This is a genomic window from Micromonospora sp. WMMB482 (genome assembly GCF_019038635.1).
Classification (GTDB): Bacteria; Actinomycetota; Actinomycetes; order Mycobacteriales; family Micromonosporaceae; genus Micromonospora; species Micromonospora marina.
Genome location: NZ_JAHOPD010000020.1, coordinates 2,600,342 through 2,620,411, shown reverse-complemented (window position 1 = coordinate 2,620,411; position 20,070 = coordinate 2,600,342). Strand labels below are relative to the sequence as shown.

General features: G+C 73.7%; 17 protein-coding genes and 2 pseudogenes. 13 read left to right on the top strand and 6 right to left on the bottom strand.

All coding sequences use genetic code 11. The annotated features are described in order from the left end of the window. Positions 1-7 precede the first annotated feature (7 nt). From KSK32_RS13295 to KSK32_RS13265, 7 genes are all read left to right on the top strand, one after another. The gene (locus tag KSK32_RS13295) at positions 8-1,366 is read left to right on the top strand and encodes a 3-oxoacyl-ACP reductase (protein WP_216931510.1); all 1,359 of its coding nucleotides are present in this window, start codon (positions 8-10) and stop codon (positions 1,364-1,366) included. Further along, positions 1,366-2,445: a MaoC/PaaZ C-terminal domain-containing protein gene (locus tag KSK32_RS13290; protein WP_254187045.1), complete on the top strand. Its 1,080-nt coding sequence runs from the start codon at positions 1,366-1,368 to the stop codon at positions 2,443-2,445. Before KSK32_RS13295 ends, KSK32_RS13290 begins: the two co-directional genes overlap by 1 nt. Positions 2,446-2,523: 78 nt before the next feature. Then, positions 2,524-3,282 carry an NUDIX domain-containing protein gene (locus KSK32_RS13285; protein ID WP_216931509.1) on the top strand — a complete coding sequence of 253 codons (759 nt, stop codon included), beginning with the start codon at positions 2,524-2,526 and terminating at the stop codon, positions 3,280-3,282. Then, positions 3,279-4,262 carry a serine/threonine protein kinase gene (locus KSK32_RS13280; RefSeq protein ID WP_216931508.1) on the top strand — a complete coding sequence of 328 codons (984 nt, stop codon included), beginning with the start codon at positions 3,279-3,281 and terminating at the stop codon, positions 4,260-4,262. Before KSK32_RS13285 ends, KSK32_RS13280 begins: the two co-directional genes overlap by 4 nt. Before the next feature lie 10 nt (positions 4,263-4,272). Beyond that, positions 4,273-5,232, top strand: coding sequence for a hypothetical protein (locus KSK32_RS13275; RefSeq protein WP_216931507.1), 960 nt, complete (start codon positions 4,273-4,275; stop codon positions 5,230-5,232). Continuing rightward, positions 5,229-6,488: an adenylosuccinate synthetase gene (locus KSK32_RS13270; protein ID WP_216931506.1), complete on the top strand. Its 1,260-nt coding sequence runs from the start codon at positions 5,229-5,231 to the stop codon at positions 6,486-6,488. Before KSK32_RS13275 ends, KSK32_RS13270 begins: the two co-directional genes overlap by 4 nt. Before the next feature lie 24 nt (positions 6,489-6,512). After that, on the top strand, positions 6,513-7,127 hold the full coding sequence (locus KSK32_RS13265; RefSeq protein ID WP_216931505.1) for a DedA family protein: 615 nt from the start codon (positions 6,513-6,515) through the stop codon (positions 7,125-7,127). Positions 7,128-7,164: 37 nt separating this feature from the next. Here KSK32_RS13265 and KSK32_RS34960 read toward each other — a convergent pair. Further along, a pseudogene (locus KSK32_RS34960) lies at positions 7,165-7,726 on the bottom strand (response regulator); the annotation flags it as partial. Between the two features lie 224 nt (positions 7,727-7,950). Next, positions 7,951-8,241, bottom strand: a pseudogene (locus tag KSK32_RS34180) (histidine kinase); the annotation flags it as partial. Between the two features lie 595 nt (positions 8,242-8,836). Here KSK32_RS34180 and KSK32_RS13255 point away from each other — a divergent pair. Continuing rightward, complete coding sequence (locus KSK32_RS13255; RefSeq protein WP_216931504.1) at positions 8,837-9,499, top strand: DedA family protein; 663 nt, start codon at positions 8,837-8,839, stop codon at positions 9,497-9,499. On the opposite strand, the gene KSK32_RS13250 is transcribed toward KSK32_RS13255, so the two are convergent. Beyond that, complete coding sequence (locus KSK32_RS13250) at positions 9,489-10,127, bottom strand: TetR/AcrR family transcriptional regulator (protein ID WP_216931503.1); 639 nt, start codon at positions 10,125-10,127, stop codon at positions 9,489-9,491. The two genes, KSK32_RS13255 and KSK32_RS13250, sit on opposite strands and share 11 nt — an antisense overlap. 79 nt (positions 10,128-10,206) lie before the next feature. On the opposite strand from KSK32_RS13250, the gene KSK32_RS13245 reads away from it, so the two are divergent. From KSK32_RS13245 to KSK32_RS13230, 4 genes are all read left to right on the top strand, one after another. After that, the gene (locus KSK32_RS13245) at positions 10,207-10,659 is read left to right on the top strand and encodes an SCP2 sterol-binding domain-containing protein (protein ID WP_018785487.1); all 453 of its coding nucleotides are present in this window, start codon (positions 10,207-10,209) and stop codon (positions 10,657-10,659) included. A 1-nt stretch (position 10,660) separates the two neighbouring features. After that, positions 10,661-11,875 (top strand): acyl-CoA dehydrogenase family protein, encoded by a 1,215-nt coding sequence (locus tag KSK32_RS13240; protein ID WP_216931502.1) that lies wholly within the window; start codon positions 10,661-10,663, stop codon positions 11,873-11,875. A gap of 170 nt (positions 11,876-12,045) precedes the next feature. Next, positions 12,046-13,611 carry an AMP-binding protein gene (locus KSK32_RS13235; protein ID WP_216931501.1) on the top strand — a complete coding sequence of 522 codons (1,566 nt, stop codon included), beginning with the start codon at positions 12,046-12,048 and terminating at the stop codon, positions 13,609-13,611. 75 nt (positions 13,612-13,686) lie between these two features. Next, positions 13,687-15,177, top strand: a complete 1,491-nt coding sequence (locus KSK32_RS13230; RefSeq protein ID WP_216931500.1) for a N,N-dimethylformamidase beta subunit family domain-containing protein — start codon at positions 13,687-13,689, stop codon at positions 15,175-15,177. On the opposite strand, the gene purD is transcribed toward KSK32_RS13230, so the two are convergent. The 3 genes from purD to KSK32_RS13215 form a co-directional block, all read right to left on the bottom strand. Next, entirely contained in the window at positions 15,161-16,408 is a 1,248-nt protein-coding gene (purD, locus tag KSK32_RS13225; protein WP_216931499.1) for a phosphoribosylamine--glycine ligase, read from the bottom strand. The genes KSK32_RS13230 and purD overlap by 17 nt on opposite strands. 90 nt (positions 16,409-16,498) lie before the next feature. After that, a complete protein-coding gene (locus tag KSK32_RS33395; protein ID WP_254187042.1) occupies positions 16,499-16,900 on the bottom strand; it encodes an endonuclease domain-containing protein in 402 nt (133 codons plus the stop codon). 749 nt (positions 16,901-17,649) lie between these two features. Further along, positions 17,650-18,939 (bottom strand): adenylosuccinate synthase, encoded by a 1,290-nt coding sequence (locus tag KSK32_RS13215; RefSeq protein ID WP_216931498.1) that lies wholly within the window; start codon positions 18,937-18,939, stop codon positions 17,650-17,652. Between the two features lie 121 nt (positions 18,940-19,060). Here KSK32_RS13215 and KSK32_RS13210 point away from each other — a divergent pair, with 121 nt between their 5' ends. Further along, positions 19,061-20,059 (top strand): acylglycerol kinase family protein, encoded by a 999-nt coding sequence (locus KSK32_RS13210; RefSeq protein ID WP_216931497.1) that lies wholly within the window; start codon positions 19,061-19,063, stop codon positions 20,057-20,059. Positions 20,060-20,070: the final 11 nt, after the last annotated feature.

Genomic DNA, 20,070 nt, shown 5'->3' with positions numbered 1-20,070 from the left:
TACGCCTATGACCGACAGGTACGCGAGCTTCGTCCAGACGGGGGCCGGTCGCGCGCTGGTCAAGCGCCTCGGGCTGCCCGACCCGCCCCGACTGCGCCGGCACACGCCGGGCGACCCGCTCGTTCCCGGGCCGGTCCTGCTCGGCTCCTCGGCCGGCGGCCGGATCGCCGAGCCGGCCGGCAAGATCCTGACCGCCGCCGGGGTCGAGCTGGCCGACCCGGTCGCCGCCCACGACGCCGACCGCCGCTTCGCGGCCCTGGTGTACGACGCCAGCGGCATCACCGACTCCGCCGGGCTGCGCCAGCTCTACGACTTCTTCCACCCGCAGGCCCGCTCGCTGCTGCCCAGCGGCCGGGTGATCGTGCTGGGCACCCCGCCGGCCGAGTGCGGCTCTCCCCGGGAGGCTACCGCCCAGCGTGCGCTGGAGGGCCTGACCCGCAGCATCGGCAAGGAGTTCGGCCGGGGCGCGACCGCCCAGCTCGTCTACGTGACCCGCGAGGGTGACGCCGGCACGCCGGTGAGCCTGGAGTCCACGCTCCGGTTCCTGCTCTCCGGCCGGTCCGCGTACGTCTCGGGCCAGGTGGTCCGCGTCGGCACCGGCACCGCCGTCGCACCGGCCGAGTGGGACCGGCCGTTGGACGGGCAGGTGGTGCTGGTGACCGGCGCGGCCCGGGGCATCGGCGCGGCGCTGGCGAAGGTGCTGGCCCGCGACGGCGCCCAGGTGGTGGCGCTGGACATCCCGGCGGCCGGGGACGAGCTGGCCGCCGTCGCCAACGACATCGGCGGCAGCGCGGTGCAGCTCGACCTGACCGCGCCCGACGCGCCGGCCCGGCTGGCGGAGCATCTGGCGTCCCGGCACGGCCGGGTCGACGTGGTGGTGCACAACGCGGGCATCACCCGGGACAAGACGCTGGGCCGGATGGACGCCGACCGGTGGGACTCGGTGATCGACGTGAACCTGTCCAGCCAGGAGCGCATCAACGACGTGCTGCTGGAACGCGACCTGATCCCGGCCGGTGGCCGGATCGTGTCGGTCTCGTCGATCGCCGGGATCGCCGGCAACCGGGGGCAGACCAACTACGCGACGAGCAAGGCCGGCGTGATCGGCCTTGTCGACTCGCTCTCCCCGGTACTGCGCGAGCGCGGGATCAGCCTGAACGCGGTGGCGCCGGGCTTCATCGAGACCCGGCTGACCGCGCGTATCCCGCTGACGATCCGCGAGGCGGGACGGCGGATGAACAGCATGGCCCAGGGCGGCCTGCCGGTGGACGTGGCCGAGACGATCGGCTGGCTCTCCTGGCCGGCGACCGGCGCGGTGAGTGGCAACGTGGTCCGGGTCTGCGGCCAGAGCCTGCTGGGGGCGTGATGGCGAAGGACCATGAGGACGACGACCTGAGCCTGCACGACCTGATCGAGGGCCCCACCCGCGACCTCACCGCAGCCCGAGCCGCCGCCCTCGCCCGCACCCAGGCCCGCGCGACCCCCGTCGATCATGAGGTTGACGGCACCTCCGGAGATCCACAAGGCAGCCAACCTCATGATCGACCGGGTGAGGGCGCGGGTGAGGGGGCGGGCCGGGGCGCGGGGCGAAGGCGGGTTGTGCTGGAGCGGCTGCCTGCCAGTGGGGCGCTGTATCGGCGTGCGCTGCTGGGAGCGGTGCCCGGGGTCGGGGGGCGGCGTGGGACGGACGTGCCGGGGCTTGAACTGGGCGTCTCCGGGGTGGCTGTGGATCCGAGGCACCTGGCGGACTACGACCGGGTGTGCGGTTTCCGGCTGACCGACCGGCTGCCGGCGACGTACCTGCACGTGCTCGGGTTTCCGCTGTCGCTGCGGCTGATGACGAGCCCGGGCTTCCCGATCCCGCTCACCGGCGTGGTGCACGTGGCCAACCGGATCACCGTGCACCGCCCGGTCGAGGCCGGCGAGACAGTCGACTTCCACACGTACGCGGAGAACCTGCGCCCGCACGAGCGGGGCCGCCAGCTCGACGTGGTGCTGGTCGGGTCGATCGAGGGCGAGGAGGTCTGGCGCGGCGTGTCCACGTACCTCGGGAAGGAGCGCGCCGCGGGCGGCGGCCCGCGGCGCGACCGGGGTGACCGCCCGGCGCCGCCGGCCACCTCGGCCCGGTGGCGGGTGACGCCCCGGGTCGGTACGGATTACGCACGCGTCTCCGGCGACCACAACCCGATCCACACCTCGAAGCTGGGCGCGCGGCTGTTCGGCTTCCCGCGCCCGATCGCGCACGGCATGTGGAGCAAGGCCCGCTGCCTGGCCGCGCTGGAGCCGCGGCTGCCCGAGTCGTACACCGTGGACGTGTCGTTCAAGCTGCCGGTGCCGCTGCCGTCCACTGTCGCGTTCAGCGCCTCCGCGACCGGCGCGGGCTGGGACTTCGCGCTGCACAGCGCCCGGGACGGAAGGCCGCATCTGGTCGGTTCCGTGCGCTGAGGGAAGGAGGGGACTTGCCGTCCCCTCTTTTCGGCGCTAAGTTGTTCTCAGATTGAGTTGTTCTCAACCTGAGAGTGAGTGGCCGTGAACGAGCAGGAGTTCCTCGCCGGATACGACCCCCGGGACTATCCGGCGGTCGCCGTCACCGTCGACGTGGTCGCGCTGACCATCCGCGAGGGCGCGCTGCACCTGCTGCTGATCCGCCGCGGCGCACCGCCCTACGCGGGGCACTGGGCGCTGCCCGGCGGCTTCGTCCACCCGGACGAGGACCTGGCCGCGGGCGCCCGCCGCGAGCTGGCCGAGGAGACCGGCCTCGGCGGCGAGCGCCTGCGCCGGGTGCACCTGGAACAGCTCGGCAGCTACGGCGCCCCGGACCGCGACCCCCGCATGCGGGTCGTCTCGGTCGCGCACCTGGCGTTCGCCCCCGACCTGCCCGACCCGGTCGCCGACACCGACGCCGACGAGGCGATCTGGCTGCCGGTGACCGCGCTGACCAGCCGGCAGCTCGCCTTCGACCACGGCCGGATCATCGACGACGGCCTGGAACGCGCCCGCTCCAAGCTGGAGTACACGCCGCTGGCCACCCGGTTCCTCGCCCCCGAGTTCACAGTCACCGAGCTGCGGGAGGTCTACGAGACGGTCTGGGGCCACCCGCTGCACGCCGGCAACTTCCACCGCAAGGTGCTCTCGGTGCCCGGCTTCGTGGAGAGCACCGGCGCCAGCACCGAACGCGGCGGCCCGCGCGGCGGCCCCCGGGCCAAGCTCTACCGCGCCGGAGACGCCCGGCTGCTGCACCCGGCGCTGCTGCGCCCCGCCCGGGAGGAGACGGTGCGGTGAGGACCGAGGAGGCGATCCGGCTGGTCACGGCCGCGCGCACCGACGCCGACCTGTTCGGCACGCAGGAGCCGGCCCGCCGCTACCGCGAACTGGTCGGCGCGCTGCACCCCGACCGCCTGGGCGCGGCCGACCCGGGCGTACGCACCGCCGCCGCCGAAGCGCTCGTCGCCGTCACCACGCGCTGGCGCACGCCCGCCCCCGCGTACACCGGCGACGTCGCCACCCTGCACGAACGTAAGGAAGGGCCCCCTGTTAACGCCTCCGGTAGAGGAGGGGCCCCTTCTTATCACCTGGCCAAGGTGTGCCGGCACCCCGGCGACAACGACCTGATGGCCCGCGAGGCGCGCGCGTTGCGCCGGATCGCCGAGCACGGCGACGCCCGGCACCTCGCGTACGTGCCCCGGCTCGTCGACTCCTACCCGGCGCGCGACCCGTCGACGGGCGTGCAACGGCAGGTCAACGAGCTGGTGACCGTACCCGGGCTGCACAGCCTGGACGACGTGCGCCGCGCGTACCCGGACGGGGTGGACCCGCGCGACGCGGCCTGGATGTGGCGGCGGCTGCTCGTGGCGCTCGGCCTGGCCCACCGGGCCGGCGTGGTGCACGGCGCGGTGCTGCCCCGGCACGTCCTGATCGAGCCGGACGCGCACGGCCTGGTGCTCGTGGACTGGTGTTTCTCCGCCGAGCCGGGCGGGCTCGTGCCGGCGCTGGTGCCCGGCCACGAGGACTGGTACCCGCCGGAGGTCGCCGCGAAGCGGCAGTGCGGCCCCGGCACCGACATCGCGCTCGCCGCCCGCTGCATGACCTGGCTGATGGACGACCGCACGCCGCGCGAGCTGCGCACCTTCGCCGGCGGCTGCCAGGGCACCGCGCTCGCCAGCCGGCCGGACGACGCCTGGCGGCTGCTGCGCGAACTGGACGAGGTGCTGCACCGGCTGTACGGCCCGCGCACCTTCCGACCCTTCACCCTCAACCCGTAGGGAGGCTGCCATGGGCAGTGGAATCTGGTCCACCGACGTGTACGACGCCGCCGACCGTTACCGGCGCCGCACCGGCAAGAGCGCGTTCTCCTACAGCGACAGCGGCGCCCGCAAGGTGCACCCGGCGCTCGACCCGCGCGACGCGCTGCGGGAGAGCCGCGACTCGGCCGAGCACCCGCAGTCGACGCCGATCGCCGTGCTGTTCGACGTCACCGGCTCGATGGGGCACGTGCCCCGGGTGCTGCAGAGCAAGCTGCCGCAGCTGCTGGGCCTGCTGCTGCGCCAGGGGTACGCGAAGGATCCGCAGGTCATGTTCGGCGCGATCGGCGACGCCACCTGCGACCGGGTGCCGTTGCAGGTCGGGCAGTTCGAGTCCGACAACCGGATGGACGACGACCTCGGCCGGATCGTGCTCGAGGGCGGCGGTGGCGGCCAGATGATGGAGTCGTACGAGCTGGCGCTCTACTTCATGGCCCGGCACACGGCCACCGACAGCTGGGACAAGCGCGGCCGGCGCGGCTACCTGTTCATCATCGGCGACGAGCTGGCGTACCCGGCGGTGAAGACCGCCGAGGTGAGCCGGCTGATCGGCGACGGCCTGGGCGAGGACATCCCGGTCCGCCAGATGGTGGACGAGGTGACCGCGCGCTGGGACACCTACTACCTGCTGCCCGCCGGCAGCCACTACGCGGGCAACCGCAAGGTGCTGGACTTCTGGCGCGGCCTGCTCGGGCAGAACGCGGTCGAGCTGGACGACCTGGACGCGGTCTGCGAGACGATCGCGCTCACCGTCGGCCTCGGCGAGCAGGCCATCGACCTGGACGCCGGGCTGCGCGACCTGGACCGGGCCGGCTCCACCGCCACCCGCACGGTCTCGAAGGCCCTGGCCCGGCTCGGCTCGGGCCGGCGCACGGTGGCGACGCTGCCGTTCAGCCCGGCCGACGGCGGAAGCGGGGTCACCCGGCTGTGAACCACGTGATGGTGGTCGACCTCGGCTACGGCGACGCCGGCAAGGGCACCGTGGTGGATCTGCTCTGCGCCACCCGGCAGGTGCACACGGTGGTCCGGTTCAACGGGGGCGCGCAGGCGGCGCACAACGTCGTCCTGCGCGACGGGAGGCACCACACGTTCGCGCAGTTCGGCGCCGGGACGTTCCGTCCCGGGGTGCGCACACACCTGGCGCGGCACGTGGTGGTGGACCCGCTGACGCTGGCCGCCGAGGCCGACCACCTCGCGTCGGTCGGCGTGCCCGACGCGCTCGACCGTCTGACAGTGGACGGGGAGGCGCTGCTCGCCACCCCGTACCACCGGGCCGCGAACCGCGCCCGGGAGATCGCCCGGGGGGCCGACCGGCACGGCTCCTGCGGGCTCGGGGTGGGCGAGGCGGTCGCGTACGGCCTCGCCCACCCCGACGAGGCGCCCCGGGTGGCCGACTGCCGCCGGCCGGTGGTGCTGCGCATGCGGCTGACCGCGCTGCGCGACCGGCTCACCGCCGAGCTGGGACCGCTGGACGCGCCGCCGGTGGACGACTGCCTGCCCGCGTACGCGGCCTTCGCGCGGCGGGTGGCGATCGTCGACCGGACCTGGCTGGCATCCGCGTTGCGCGAGGGCACCTGCGTGTTCGAGGGCGCGCAGGGGGTGCTGCTGGACGAGTGGCACGGCTTCCACCCGTACACGACGTGGAGCACCACGACGTTCGCCAACGCCGAGACGCTGCTCGCCGAGGCGGGCATGGCCGGGACCGCGCAGCGGCTCGGCGTGCTGCGGACCACCACCACCCGGCACGGTCCCGGGCCGCTGGTCACCGAGGACGCGGCGCTGCCGTTCACCGACCGGCACAACGGGACGAACCCCTGGCAGGGCCGGTTCCGGTTCGGGCACTTCGACGCGGTCGCCCACCGGTACGCGCTGGAGGTGGCCGGTGGCGTGGACGGGCTGGCGCTCACCCACGTCGACCTGGCCGGTCCGGAACTGCGGATCTGCCGCCGGTACGAGGGCATCGACCGGCTCGTCCCCGGGCCGGCCGGTGACCTGGACCGACAGGCGGCGCTCACGCAGCGGCTGCTGCGGGCGCGGCCGGTGCTGGACTCGGCGCCCGCCGACTGGCCGGCTGCGGTCTCGGAGGCGCTGGGCGCCCCGGTGGTGCTCACGTCGCACGGCCCCACGGCGCAGGAGAAGGAGGGGCCCCTTGTTAACGCCTTTTGCAGGGGAAGGGCCCCTGTTTAACACCGCACCCCCGAGCATGGGTGCATGGGGGACGTGCTCGACCTGCTGCACCACACGGTGACGTCGCCGTGGGTGTACCTGGTGATCATCGCGGTCACCGCGGTCGACGCGTTCTTCCCGGCCGTACCGGGCGAGGCTGTGGTGATCACCGCGGGGGTCTTCGCGGCCGGCGGTGAGCCGAACCTGGCGCTGGTGATCGTGACCGCCGCGCTCGGCGCGCTCGTCGGCGACCACATCTCGTACGCGATCGGGCGCGGCGGCGGCGCGCACCGGCTGGCCCGCTTCCCGGCGGACAGCAGGCGGCGGGCCAGTTCGGAGTGGGCCCGCCGGGCGGTCGACAGGCGCGGCGGGATGATCCTGACCACCGCCCGGTACGTCCCCGGCGGCCGGACCGCGGTCACGCTGACCATGGGCGCGGTCCGCTACCCGGCGCGCGCGTTCCTGCTGTACGACGGCCTGGCGTGCACCACCTGGGGGATCTACTGCGGGCTGCTCGGCTACTTCGGCGGCCTGGCGTTCGAGCACAATCCGCTGTCCGGGCTGCTCGCCGGCGTCGCCATCTCGCTGGCCGTCACCGGCCTGTTCGAGGCCGTCCGCTGGGGCCGGCGCAGAGCACGTGCCCGGGCTGCCCGCCGCTGACCCCTCCGCGGCCCGATCCGGCGCGGTTCCGGGGCCGTCAATCCAGCAGGTCGGCGTCGTGCACGAGGATGGCGAGTTGCACCCGGTTCGCCATACCGAGCTTGGCCAGCGCACGGCTGACGTGCGTCTTCACGGTCGCCTCGCTGGCGCCGACCCGGCGGCCCACCTCGGCGTTCCCGTCCCCCCCGGGCCACCTCGCGGACGATCACCGCCTCCCGCTCGGTGAGCCGGGACAGCCTCTGCCGGGCGGCCTCCCGGCGGGCCGGGCCGCGCTCGGCGAACGAACTGATCAGTCGCCGGGTCACCGTCGGCGCGAGCATGGCGTTCCCGGCGGCGACGGTCCGTACGGCGGCGGCGAGTTCCCGGGGTGGCGTGTCCTTGAGGAGGAAACCGACCGCGCCGGCCCGGAGCGCCTCGTGCACGTACTCGTTCAGGTCGAAGGTGGTCAGCATGACCACCTTCGGTCCGGCGGCCACGATCCCGGGGGCAGCGGCCAGCCCGTCGACGCCGGGCATGCGAACGTCGAGCAGCACCACGTCGGGGCGCAACCGCACGGTGGCGGCCAGCGCCTCGGCTCCGTCCGCGGCCTCGCCGACCACGGGTGCCGCAGGCGCACGTCGACCGCCGCGTCCGGGGCGTGTTTCCGCACGTTCGTCAGCCCTTTCTGCACCACCCGGTGCACGGTCCGGGCCACCGCGCCCGGCACCGGCCCGGGCGTTCCCTCGTCCACCCGGCTCACCCGCAGTCCGGCCGCGCGCGACTCACGGACCAGGTCGTCGACCATGTCCCAACCCGGGGCCGGGAGCGGCCGTTCCTGACGCAGCACGCCGAGCACCTCCCGCAGGTCGGTCAGGGCGGCCCGGCCCGTGGACCGGATCAACGCGGCCGTCTCGACAGTGGCGGGATCGGCGGTGGTCACCTCCAGGGCACCCGCGTGCACCACCATGAGCGAGACCCGGTGCGCCACGACGTCGTGCATCTCCCGCGCGATCCTGGCCCGTTCGTCGGCCCGTACCCGGTCGGCACGCGCCTCCTGCTCCCGCCTTAGCCGCTCGGCCCGGTCCCGCAGGGCGGCGACGGCGTCCCGGCGGGCCCGGATCCAGAGTCCGGCCATCGCCGGGAAGACCACCAACCAGGCGTAGAACGCCACCGCGTTGCCGGCCGTGGCGGCGACCAGCCGACGTTCCCCGCCCGCCACGACGCCGACCGCCACGCCCGCGGCCAGGACGGGCAAGGCCCCCATCAGGTACGCGGCCAGGCAGCGGCCCCGCAGACCGCTGCCCGCCCGCCAGGACGCGACCACGACGGCCGGCCAGGCGGCCAGGATCAGCCAGCCCGCCGCGGCCACGGCCGGAGACACCCAGCGGCGCGGCGCGAGCACGGACGCGCCCACGGCGAGCGCGGCGACCACGAGCAGCGGCCCGGGCAACGGCGACCGCACGCCGAGCCCGCCGGTCGCCGAGGCCCAGGTGGCGGCGGCCACCGTCCCGGCCAGCAGCACCGGCAGGTACGGTTCGACCCGCCGGACGGCGCCCGGCCAGGCGGTCACCTGACGAGCCTAGGCCCGGCGGGTCCGCGACGGCACCGGGCTCGGGGAGGGTTGGGTGCCGACCCCGAGACCACCTCGGGGTACGGCACGACGAAGGTGGACCCTCCGGGCCGACCGACGACAGATTCCGTCTGCGCCCGGCCGGACCAGCATCGACGCCATGGATGCCACTGTCGAACTGCTCCACGACACGATCTCGTCGCCCTGGGTCTATCTGGCGCTGTTCGCCATCGCCGTGGTGGACGGGTTCTTCCCCGTCGTACCGAGCGAGACAGCCGTCATCACCGCGGGCGTCTTCGCGGCCACCGGCCAGCCGGACCTGCCGCTGGTGATCGGCGTGGCGGCGCTCGGCGCGCTGTTCGGCGACCACGTGTCCTACGCGATCGGCCGGCACGGCGGGGCGCGGCTGCTGGACCGGCTGCCACGGGAGAGCCGTCGGCGGGCTGCGGTGGACCGGGCCCGGCGGGGGATCGCCGTGCGCGGCGGGCTCATCCTCACCGTCGCCCGGTACGTGCCGGGTGGCCGGACCGCCGTCACCCTCACCATGGGCGCGACCCGCTTTCCCCGGCGGCGGTTCCTCGCCTTCGACGCGCTCGCCGCCGCGACCTGGGGCACCTACTCGGCGTCGGTCGGCTACCTCGGCAGGCTCGCCTTCGAGCAGGATCCGGTCCGGGGACTGCTGTTCGGTCTGGGGCTGGCCCTGACCGTGACGCTCGTGGTGGAGGTGGTGCGCTGGGTGCGGGGCCGCCGCGCGCCGCAGGTGTTAAAAAGGGGCCCTTCCTCTACCGCAGGCGTTAAGAGGGGGCCCTTCCTTACGCGGTAGGCGGGTGCCAGGTGACGCCGCGCAGCAACTGGTCGGCGCCGAGCCAGGCCACGTTCATCATCCGGGTCGCGGTCTTGCCGGCGTCGGCCTCGGGGTGGTCGGCCAGCCAGTCGGCGAGCGACTCGCTGGCGCCGACCAGCCCGTACGCGACCACCTCCAGGTCGGTGGCGCCGACCTCGCGGCCGGAGGCGCGCAGCGCGTGGTCGAGCATTCCGGCGACCACCTCGACGAGCCGGCCGCGCATGGCGGCCAGTTCGGCGGCGAACGGCTGGGAGCCGCGGGCCTGCCGGTAGAGCACCGCCCAGCCGTCCCGGTGCGCGCCGACGAAGCCGAAGAACGCGCGCAGCCCGCGCCAGAGCCGCTCGTCGGCGGGCAGGTCGGGGGCGGCGGCGCCGGCGATCGCCTCCATCATCCGGGTGCTCTCCCGGTGCAGGCAGGCGATGAAGAGTTCCTCCTTGGTGCCGAGGTAGGCGTACACCATCGGCTTGGAGATGCCGGCGTCGTCGGCGATCTCGTCCATGCTGGCGGCGTGAAAGCCCTGGCGGGAGAACACCTTCACCGCCGCGTCGAGCATCTGCTGCTCGCGTACGGCCCGAGGGAGGCGCTTGAAGGTCGGCGTGCTGGACACCCTTGCGAGCATACCTACCCGTGCGTAAGGTTACGCGAGAGTAACCAAAGTCGGCCCCGCCCGAGAGGTGCAATCCCCCATGACTGACTTCGACCCGGCCAACTTCGCGAACGTCGGCCCGAAGGAGTTCGCGCAGCTGGTCAAGTCCACGCCGGACGCCAAGATCGCCGAGATCATGTCCGGCGAGGCGCGCGGCAAGATCCTCAGCGAGGTCTTCAACCGGATGCCCACGCTGTTCCGCGCCGATCGCGCCGGTGCCACGAACGCGGTCATCCACTGGAACATCACCGGCCGCCCGGACGGTGGCACCGACACCTACGAGATCGTCATCGAAAACGGCACCTGCACCGTCTCGGAGACCGCCACCCGCGACCCGAAGCTGAGCCTCACCATGGGCCCGGTCGAGTTCCTGAAGATCGTCTCCGGTGGCGCCAACCCGGTGATGATGTTCATGACCGGCAAGCTGAAGGCCAAGGGCGACCTGGGCCTGGCCGCCAACATCGCCAACCTGTTCGACATCCCCAAGGCCTGACATGGCCGAGTTCTCGCTCGACCTGAACGAGGAACAGCGGGACCTTCGCGACTGGGTGCACGGCTTCGCCGCCGAGGTCGTGCGCCCGGCCGCGGCCGAGTGGGACGCCCGGGAGGAGACCCCGTGGCCGATCATCCAGGAGGCCGCGAAGGTCGGCCTGTACGGGTTCGAGTTCCTCGCCACCTGCTGGGCCGACCCCACCGGCCTCTCCCTGCCGATCGCCAGCGAGGAACTCTTCTGGGGTGACGCCGGCATCGGCCTGAGCATCTTCGGCACCTCCCTCGCGGTCGCCGCGATCTACGGCGCCGGCACCCCCGACCAGCTCGTCGAATGGGTGCCGCAGTGCTTCGGCGACGTCGACTCCCCGGCCGTCGCCGCGTTCTGCACGAGCGAGCCGGAGGCCGGATCCGACGTCGGCTCGATGCGGACCCGCGCCGTCTACGACGAGGCCACCGACGAGTGGGTGATCAACGGGCAGAAGGCGTACGCCACGAACGGCGGAATCGCCGGGGTGCACGTGGTCACCGCCTCGATCGAGCCGGAGCTGGGCTCGCGCGGCCAGGCCGCGTTCGTCGTACCCCCCGGCACGCCCGGCCTGACCGCCACCCGCAAGCTGCGCAAGCTCGGGCTGCGCGCCTCGCACACCGCCGACGTCTTCCTCGACGACGTCCGGGTGCCCGGCCGCTGCCTGCTCGGCGGCAAGGACGCGCTCGACGAGCGGCTGGCCCGCGCCCGGTCCGGGCAGCGCGCCTCCGGCCAGGCGGCGATGCGGACGTTCGAGCTGTCCCGCCCGACAGTCGGCGCGCAGGCGCTCGGCGTGGCCCGCGCCGCCTACGAGTACGCCCTGGACTACGCCAAGGAGCGGGTCCAGTTCGGACGCCCGATCATCGAGAATCAGGCGGTGGCGTTCGCGCTCGCCGACATGAAGACGGAGATCGACGCGGCTCGGCTGCTGGTCTGGCGCGCCTCCTGGATGGGCCGCAACAACCGGCCGTTCACCGCCGGCGAGGGTTCGATGTCCAAGCTCAAGGCCGGTGAGGTGGCCGTCTCGGTGACCGACAAGGCGGTCCAGCTCCTCGGCGGCGCCGGCTTCCTGCGCGACCACCCGGTCGAGCGGTGGTACCGCGACGCCAAGATCTACACCATCTTCGAGGGCACCTCCGAGATCCAGCGGCTGGTCATATCCCGGGCCGTCTCCGGGATGCAGATCCGCTGACCGAAGGCGGGCCGCGGCCCGGCCGTCGACGACGCCTCGTGCCGTCGACGGCCGGGTCGCCGCTCCCCGGGCCGACCCGCACCGCGATCGGGCACAAGATCATGCCGAGGCGGACGGCCGACCCGTGCGGAGCCTGGTCGACGAACCACGAACGCGAAGGGAGTTGCGCCGTGGACCTGCCGTTCATCGCCGCCACGCTTACCCGACGTGGACTGCTCACCCCGGGCGCACCGATCCGCGTGGCCTCCCAGCTGAACGCGCTGCGCCGATGGGGCTGGAGCCTCGCCGGGGAGCTGCGCCAGGCCGCCGCCCGCGATCCCGGCCGCGTCGCGATCGTCGACGAGCGCGGCGCCACCATGACGTACCAGGAACTGCTCGACCGCTCCGAGCGGCTGGCCCGGTCGCTGCGGTCCCACCTAAGCGTGCAGAACGGCGACCGGGTCGGCGTGCTCTGCCGCAACCACCACGGCCTGATCGAGGCGATAGTGGCGGCGATGCTGCTCGGCGCGGACGCCGTCCTGGTCAACACCGGGCTGTCCGCCGCACAACTGGTGACTGTGGCCGAGGAGCAGGGCCTGCGCGTCCTGGTGCACGACGGCGAGTTCACCGAGCGTGTCCTCGGCCTCCCGGCCGAGCTGCCCCGGATCGACGAGCGGCGGCAGGAGGAGCTGATCGCCGCCGCGGTCCCCGGTGAGAAGCTCCAGCCGCCGGAGCGCGACGGGCGCACCATAGTGCTCACCTCCGGCACCACCGGCGCGCCCAAGGGTGCCCGCCGGCCCACCCCGCACGGCTTCGGCCCGTTGGTGTCCATCATCGACCGCATCCCGCTGCACGCGAAGAACACCGTGATGATCGCCGCGCCGATCTTCCACACCTGGGGGTACGCCGCGCTCCAGGTGTCGTTCGCGCTGCGCGCCACAGTCGTGCTGCACCGCCGCTTCGACCCGGCCGCCACGCTCGCCGCGCTCGCCGACAAGCGGTGCGACGCGATGTTCGCCGTACCGGTGATGCTGCAACGACTCATGGAGGTGGCGCCGCCGGAGCCCCGGCCACCGCTCAAGGTGGTAGCGGTCAGCGGCTCCGCGCTGCCCGGCAACCTGGCCACCGCGTTCATGGACCGGTACGGCGACGTGCTCTACAACCTCTACGGCTCGACCGAGGTCTCCTGGGCCTCCATCGCCGGCCCGGCCGAGCTGCGCGCCGCGCCGACCACCGCGGGCCGGCCGCCGCACGGCACCCGGCTGGCCATCCTGGACGGAACCGGGCAGCCGGTCCGCGACGGCGAGGTCGGGCGCATCTTCGTGGGCAACGAGATGCTGTTCGAGGGCTACACCTCGGGCACCGGCCGGGAGAGCCGCGACGGCCTGCTGGACACCGGCGACCTGGGCCGGCTGAACGCCGACGGGTTGCTCTTCGTCGACGGCCGGGCCGACGACATGATCGTCTCGGGTGGCGAGAACGTCTTCCCGTCCGAGGTGGAGGATCTGATCGCCCGGTTGCCGCAGGTCCGCGAGGTCGCCGTGATCGGCGTACCGGACCCCGGCTACGGCCAGCGGCTGGCCGCGTTCCTGGCGCTGCGCACCGGCGAGACGCTCGACCCGGAGGCGGTCCGCGAATACGTCCGGCGCTACCTGGCCCGCTTCTCCGTGCCCCGCGACGTGGTGTTCGTGAAGTACCTGCCGCGCAACGCCACCGGCAAGGTGCTCACCCGGGAGTTGCGCCGCTACTTCGACTGATCCACATCGGTCACCGGACTGCCGCCGTCCGGTGCTACGGTCTCCCCCGATCGAACGGGGAAACGGAGCACCACAATGGACAGGCTTCGGCGGCGTACCGCACTCGGCCTCCTCGTCGGCGGCGCGTCCGCCGCCGCGCTCGGCCCGTTCGACCCGGTCCTCGGCGGCCGGCCCGACGACTCACCCACCCGGTGGCCGGAACCGCCCGTCGAGCGGGAGAACCGCGCCGCCGGTGAGCCGTGGTGGCCCGAGCACGGCGGCCGGGCCGCCGACGACCGGCGGCGCCAGATCCAGGGGTACGCCTCGACGACGAGCGTCGCGCCCGGCGAGGAGATCGACTTCCACGTCGCGGTCAACCCGGGCGGCCGGTTCCGGATCAGCGTGCACCGCCTCGGCTGGTACGACGGCGCGGGCGCCCGCACGATGCTGACCAGCCCCGAGTTGCGCGGCGTGCCGCAGCCGGTGCCGGTGGCCGACCCGGACACCGGCGTGCTCGACTGCCGGTGGCCGGTGTCCTGGCGCCTGTCCGTCCCGCACGGCTGGACCTCCGGCCTCTACCAGGCGGTCTTCACCTCGGCCGGCGGCTGGCGGGCCTGCACGCCGTTCGTGGTACGCGACGACCGGCGCCCGGCCGCGCTCTGCGTGGTGCTGCCGGTGACCACCTGGCAGGCGTACAACCAGTGGCCGCGCGACCGGCGGGTCGGCAGGAGCCTCTACAACGGCTACCGGGCCGACGGGCGGCGCGACCCGGCACTGCGCGCACGAGCGGTGTCCTTCGACCGCCCGTACTCCGGTGCGGGCCGGCCCACCCACTTCGACCGCGACGAGGCCGCGATCCGGTGGCTGGAACGCAACCGCTACGACGTCAGCTACGCCACCAGCTTCGACCTGCACTCCGGGCGGCTCGACCCGGCCCGGTACCGGGGCCTGGTGTTCTGCGGGCACGACGAGTACTGGTCGGCCGAGATGCGCCGCGCCACCGAGGTCGGACTGGACGGGGGCACCAGCCTCGCGTTCCTCGGCGCGAACAGCGTCTACTGGCATACCCGCGTACGCGCCGCCGCCGACGGCCGCGCCGAACGGGTCGTCGAGTGCGCCAAGACGCTCCCCGACCCGGGCGCCGGCACCGGCGACCCGACGGTGACCTGGCGCGACCTCGACCGGCCCGAACAGGCGCTGCTCGGCGTGCAGTACAACGGCATCGTGTTGACCCCGCAGCCGCTCGTGGTGCGCGCCGCCGACCACTGGGTGTGGGCGGGCACCGGCGTCGCCGACGGCGACCGCATCCCGGGCGTGGTCGCGGGCGAGGCGGACGGGCTGCACGCGGCCCTCCCCCGGCCCACCGGGACCACGCTCAGCTCCTCGCCGTACCCGGCACAGCAGGGCGGGCGGCGGCTCCAGAGCAGCCACGTCCACGAAACGGCACGTGGGGCTGTCGTCTTCGCCAGCGGCACACTCGGCTGGACCCTGGCACTGGACCGGCAGGGACACCGTGACCCGCGCATCGAGCGGGCCACGGCGAACGTGCTCGAGCGGATGGTCGGGCCGGTCAGCCCGGAATCGTGATCCGGCCGTCCACCGCCGCCGCCGCGACGTCGGTGCGGTGGTGGGAACCGGCCAGCTCGACGTCGCGTACCAGCTCGTAGGCGGCGTCGCGCGCGGCGGCCAGGTCCGGCCCGGTAGCCGTACCGCAGAGAACCCGGCCGCCCGCGGAGCGCAACGTGCCGTCGGCGTCCCGGCGGGTGCCGGCGTGGATGATCCCGGCGCGGTCCGCGCCGGTGATCACGTCACCGGTACGCGGGCCGGCCGGATAGCCGTCGGCCGCCACCACGACCGTCACAGCCGCGCCGTCGCGCCACCGCAGCGGCGGGTGCGCGCCGAGTGTGCCGGTGGCGGCGGCGTGCAGCAGCCCGCCCAGCGGCGTCTCCAGCAGGGCGAGCACGACCTGCGTCTCCGGGTCGCCGAAGCGCGCGTTGAACTCGATCACCCGCGGGCCGGACGGGGTGATCGCCAGGCCCACGTAGAGCAGGCCGGTGAACGGGGTGCCCCGGCGGCGCAGCTCGGCGAGCGTCGGGTGCACCACGTCGCGCATCACGTCTTCGACCAGGTTCGGCGGGGCCCACGGCAGCGGCGCGTACGCGCCCATGCCGCCCGTGTTCGGCCCGGTGTCGCCGTCGCCGACCCGCTTGAAGTCCTGCGCGGGCAGCAGCGGCACCGCCGCCTCGCCGTCGGTCACCACGAACAGGGAGACCTCGGGGCCGGACAGGTACTCCTCGATCACCACCCGGCCGCACTCCGCGGCGTGCCGCTCGGCGACCGTCCGGTCGTCGGTGACCACCACACCCTTGCCGGCGGCGAGCCCGTCGTCCTTCACCACGTACGGCGCGCCGAACTCGTCCAGCGCCCGCGCCACCGCCGCCGCGCCCTCGCAGGTGTACGCGCGGGCGGTCGGCACACCGGCAGCGGTCATCACGTCCTTCGCGAACGTCTTCGAACCCTCCAGCCGGGCCGCCTCCGCGCCCGGGCCGAACACCGCGATGCCCTTGGCGCGTACCGCGTCGGCGACGCCCGCCACCAGCGGCGCCTCCGGTCCGATGACCACCAGGTCGGCCGCGACCTCGACGGCGAGGGCCGCCACGGCCGCCGGGTCGGTGGGTGTCACCTCCCGCAGCTGCGCCACCGCCGCGATCCCCGGATTCCCCGGAGCCGCGACGAGCGCCTCGACAGCCGGGTCACCGGCGAGTCCGAGCGCGAGAGCGTGCTCTCGCCCACCACCACCCACAAGAAGTACGCGCACGACCGGCATCCTACTGACCGCCCCACCCCACCCCGTCGATCAAGGAGTTCGCGTCTCAGATTGAGGGGTGAGGGTCCGCAAACTCCTTGATCACCGGTGTTTCGGGCTCTGGCGCAGGGCGCGTTTCACCGTCTGGGGGATGTAGTCGGGGCGCAGGGTGTCGGACCAGGTGAAGCGGAGGATCCGCCAGCCGGCGTTGACCAGGCGGTTCTGCCGGAACCGGTCCGCGTAGACAGCCTCGGGCGTCAAGTGCGGGGCCCGGCCGTCCGCCTCCGCGATCAGGCGTGCGCGCCGCCAGCCCAGGTCCCCGATGCCGAGCAGGTAACCGTCCTCGTCCCGTACCGGCAATTGCAGCACGTCCGGCGGCACACCACCGTCGTCGCACCGGAGCCGGGCGCGGGTCTCCAGAGGCGACTGCGCCCGGCCGTCCGCCTCGGCCAGGTATCCCCGCGCGGCGACCGCCCCTCGGCGTCCGGCGAGGCGCGCGAGCACCCAGGGGCAGGTCGTTCTCGGCCAGAATCCCCTGGTTGAGCGCGGAATCGAGAACGGAAACCGCCGGGTACCGTCGAGCCCGCAGCAGCACGTCGGCTACGGTGCGCACCGGCGTCGTGACCGGTACGCCGTCGGCCCGGCACACGTCCACCTCGCCGAGCGTCAACTGGTGCACCGTCAGGCCCGGCTCCGCCCGGCGCTGCATGTGCGGTCGATCCGGCGGCACCGAGACGTGGATCGCCGCCGTCGGCGGAAGGCCGGCGATGCCGTGCAGCTCGGCGGCGGTACCCATCACGGCGACCGCGCCCTGCCCGAGGCTCGCGATCGTGGCGCGAATCATGGCACGTCGTAGTGCCACCGGCGTCGGTCCGGCAGGTAGCAACCGCGCGAGACGCGCGTCCATCGCCCGGACCGGACGAGGTACCCGATCTGCTCCCGGCCGAGGCAGGCGCAACGCCTGTCCCGCCGTCACGAACCCGCCCTGCGTGGCGGCCAGCCGCATCAGCTCGTCGAATTCACCCACACGCGCAGGCTCCCCCGCGCCACCCCACAGCCGACACCCCTGTGGACAACTCTGTGGACAACCGGGACTGTCCTCCCCCTAGCCCATCCCGCCCTCCACCCCCGCCCGCCCCGGTGATCAAGGAGTTTGTGTCCGGATCCGACGCCGAACTGGACACAAACCCCTTGATCACCGGGGTGAGGGCGTGGGGCGCGGAGAGGGGGGGTGGGGGTGGGGTGGGGTGGGGTTAGGGGAGGAGGGGGTGGCGGAGGACGTTTTCCTCTCGGCCTGGGCCTACTCCTACGACGCTGACGCGGGTGCCGGTCAGTTCTTCGATCCTGGCGACGTAGCGGCGGGCGTTCTCCGGGAGCTCGTCCTCGGTCCGCGCCTTGGTGATGTCCTCCCACCAGCCGTCGAGCTCTTCGTAGATCGGTGTGGCGTGGTGGAAGTCGGTCTGCGTCATCGGCATGTCGTCGAAACGCTCGCCGTTGATCTCGTACCCGACGCAGATCGGCACCTTGGCCAGGCCGGTCAGCACGTCCAGCTTGGTGACCACCAGGTCGGTGACGCCGTTGAGGCGGCACGCGTACCGGGCCACCACCGCGTCGAACCAGCCGCAGCGGCGCTCCCGGCCGGTCGTGGTGCCGTACTCGTGGCCGATCTTGCGCAGGTGCTGCCCGTTGTCGTCGAACAACTCGGTCGGGAACGGGCCGGAGCCCACCCGCGTCGTGTACGCCTTGCTCACCGCGATGACCTTGGTGATCGCGGTCGGCGGGATGCCCGCGCCCACGCACGCCCCACCGGCCGTCGGGTTCGACGAGGTCACGAACGGATAGGTGCCGTGGTCCATGTCGAGCATGGTGGCCTGGGCGCCCTCCAGCAGCACGGTCTCGCCGCGGTCGAGCGCGTCCCAGAGCATCACCCGGGTCTCGGCGATGTACGGGCGCAGCCGCTCGGCGTACTGGAGGTACTCCTCGACGGTCTCCTCGACGTCGATCGCCTTGCGGTTGTAGATCTTGAACAGCAGCTGGTTCTTCTCGCGGAGCGCCAGCTCCAGCTTCTTGCGCAGGATGCCCGGGTCGAGCAGATCCTGCAGGCGGATGCCCATCCGGGCGACCTTGTCGCCGTACGCGGGCCCGATGCCCCGGCCGGTGGTGCCGATGCGGGAGCTGCCCAGGTAGCGCTCGACCACCCGGTCCAGCGCCCGGTGATGCGGCATGATCAGGTGCGCGTCACCGGAGATGCGCAGGCGGGACACGTCCACGCCGCGCTCGGCGAGCCCGTCGATCTCCTGGAGCAGCACCTTCGGGTCGACCACCACGCCGTTGCCGATCACGATCATCGCGCTCGGTGACAGCGCCCCGGACGGCATGAGGTGCAGCGCGTACTTCTGGCCGTCCGGCGTGATCACCGTGTGGCCCGCGTTGTTGCCGCCCGAGTAGCGCACGACGTAGTCGACCCGCTCACCCAGCAGGTCGGTAACCTTGCCCTTGCCCTCGTCGCCCCACTGGGCGCCGAGCAGCACGATCGCTGGCATCTTCTCGCCTCCAGAAGGCTCGGGTGCCAGGTGGCGACCGGTCAGCGAGCCCGGGGTGTCAGGCTAACAAGTAGTGACGGCGGGACCAGCAGGGGTTGGTCGGAAAGCAGGAGGCTCCTTCGTGTACGACGTGGTGCTGCTCACCCTCGGCTCGGAGCGGGACGCCCCCGGTGGTGGCTGCGGCAGCGGCGGCGCCTGTTGCGGCAGCGCGGACGACACTGCCGCCGAGACCGGCGAGGAGCGCTGCGAGACGCCGCGCGTACCGGTGCTGGCCTGCGCGGACGAGCTGACCGCCCGGGGCGCCCGGGTGACCACCGTGACCGCCCGGTCGGACGCCGAGATCGACGCGGTGCTGGCCCGCCTCGACGGCCCGCCGCGCGCCGACGGCCTCACCTGGCCGGATTCCGACGGCAAGACCCGGCTGATCGTCGCCGCGGCGAGTGACGGCCAGTTGCGCGCCGTCCTGCGCCGGCTGGTGCGCCGGTACGCTCCGCCGCCGAGTCGCCGCCCCGCGGACCTGGCCGACAACCGTACGGTGCCCGACCTGCCCCCGGTGGGCGTACTCCCGCTCGATCCGGCCCGGTCCGGGGCGGCGCGGGACCTGGCCGCGCAACTCGGGCTGCCCCGGGATCCGGCGGGTGTGGCCGCCGCGGTGCTCGACGGCACCGCCCGGCGGCTGGACCTGCTGCGCAACGACGGCGGCTCGGTGACGCTCGACGGGGCGCTGCTCGGCGCCGCCGACGACGCCGGCCGTCCGCTGCACTGGCGGGCCCGGGTCGAGGTCGACGGCACGGTGCTCAGCGACGGTTCCGAACCGATCACCGCGTGCGCGATCGGCAACGCGGGCGGGTACGCGCGCCTGGGCGAGGTGGACCTGCTGGGCGGTCCGGATCCCGCCGACGGCCGGGTGACTGTGGGCGTCGCCGTACCAGTGGTGACCCGGTCGGCGTTGGGCCGGAAGAAGGTCCGGCTGGAGGTACGGCGGGCGCGGGGCCGCGCGGTGGCGGTGGTGCCCCGCGACGAGAAGGTGCCCTTCCTCGACGACGGCGTCGAGGGCGAGCTGAGCCGCAAGCGCTCCTGGTGGACCGAGCCGGGTGCCTGGGCGGTCTGGACGGGCTGACCTCGGTCGAT

Coding starts and splice junctions, on each gene's coding strand:
- KSK32_RS13295 (WP_216931510.1), top strand. CDS start 8: ATGACCGACAGGTACGCGAGCTTCGTCCAGACGGGGGCCGGTCGCGCG.
- KSK32_RS13290 (WP_254187045.1), top strand. CDS start 1,366: ATGGCGAAGGACCATGAGGACGACGACCTGAGCCTGCACGACCTGATC.
- KSK32_RS13275 (WP_216931507.1), top strand. CDS start 4,273: ATGGGCAGTGGAATCTGGTCCACCGACGTGTACGACGCCGCCGACCGT.
- KSK32_RS13265 (WP_216931505.1), top strand. CDS start 6,513: ATGGGGGACGTGCTCGACCTGCTGCACCACACGGTGACGTCGCCGTGG.
- KSK32_RS13255 (WP_216931504.1), top strand. CDS start 8,837: ATGGATGCCACTGTCGAACTGCTCCACGACACGATCTCGTCGCCCTGG.
- KSK32_RS13245 (WP_018785487.1), top strand. CDS start 10,207: ATGACTGACTTCGACCCGGCCAACTTCGCGAACGTCGGCCCGAAGGAG.
- KSK32_RS13240 (WP_216931502.1), top strand. CDS start 10,661: ATGGCCGAGTTCTCGCTCGACCTGAACGAGGAACAGCGGGACCTTCGC.
- KSK32_RS13230 (WP_216931500.1), top strand. CDS start 13,687: ATGGACAGGCTTCGGCGGCGTACCGCACTCGGCCTCCTCGTCGGCGGC.
- KSK32_RS13215 (WP_216931498.1), bottom strand. CDS start 18,939: ATGCCAGCGATCGTGCTGCTCGGCGCCCAGTGGGGCGACGAGGGCAAG.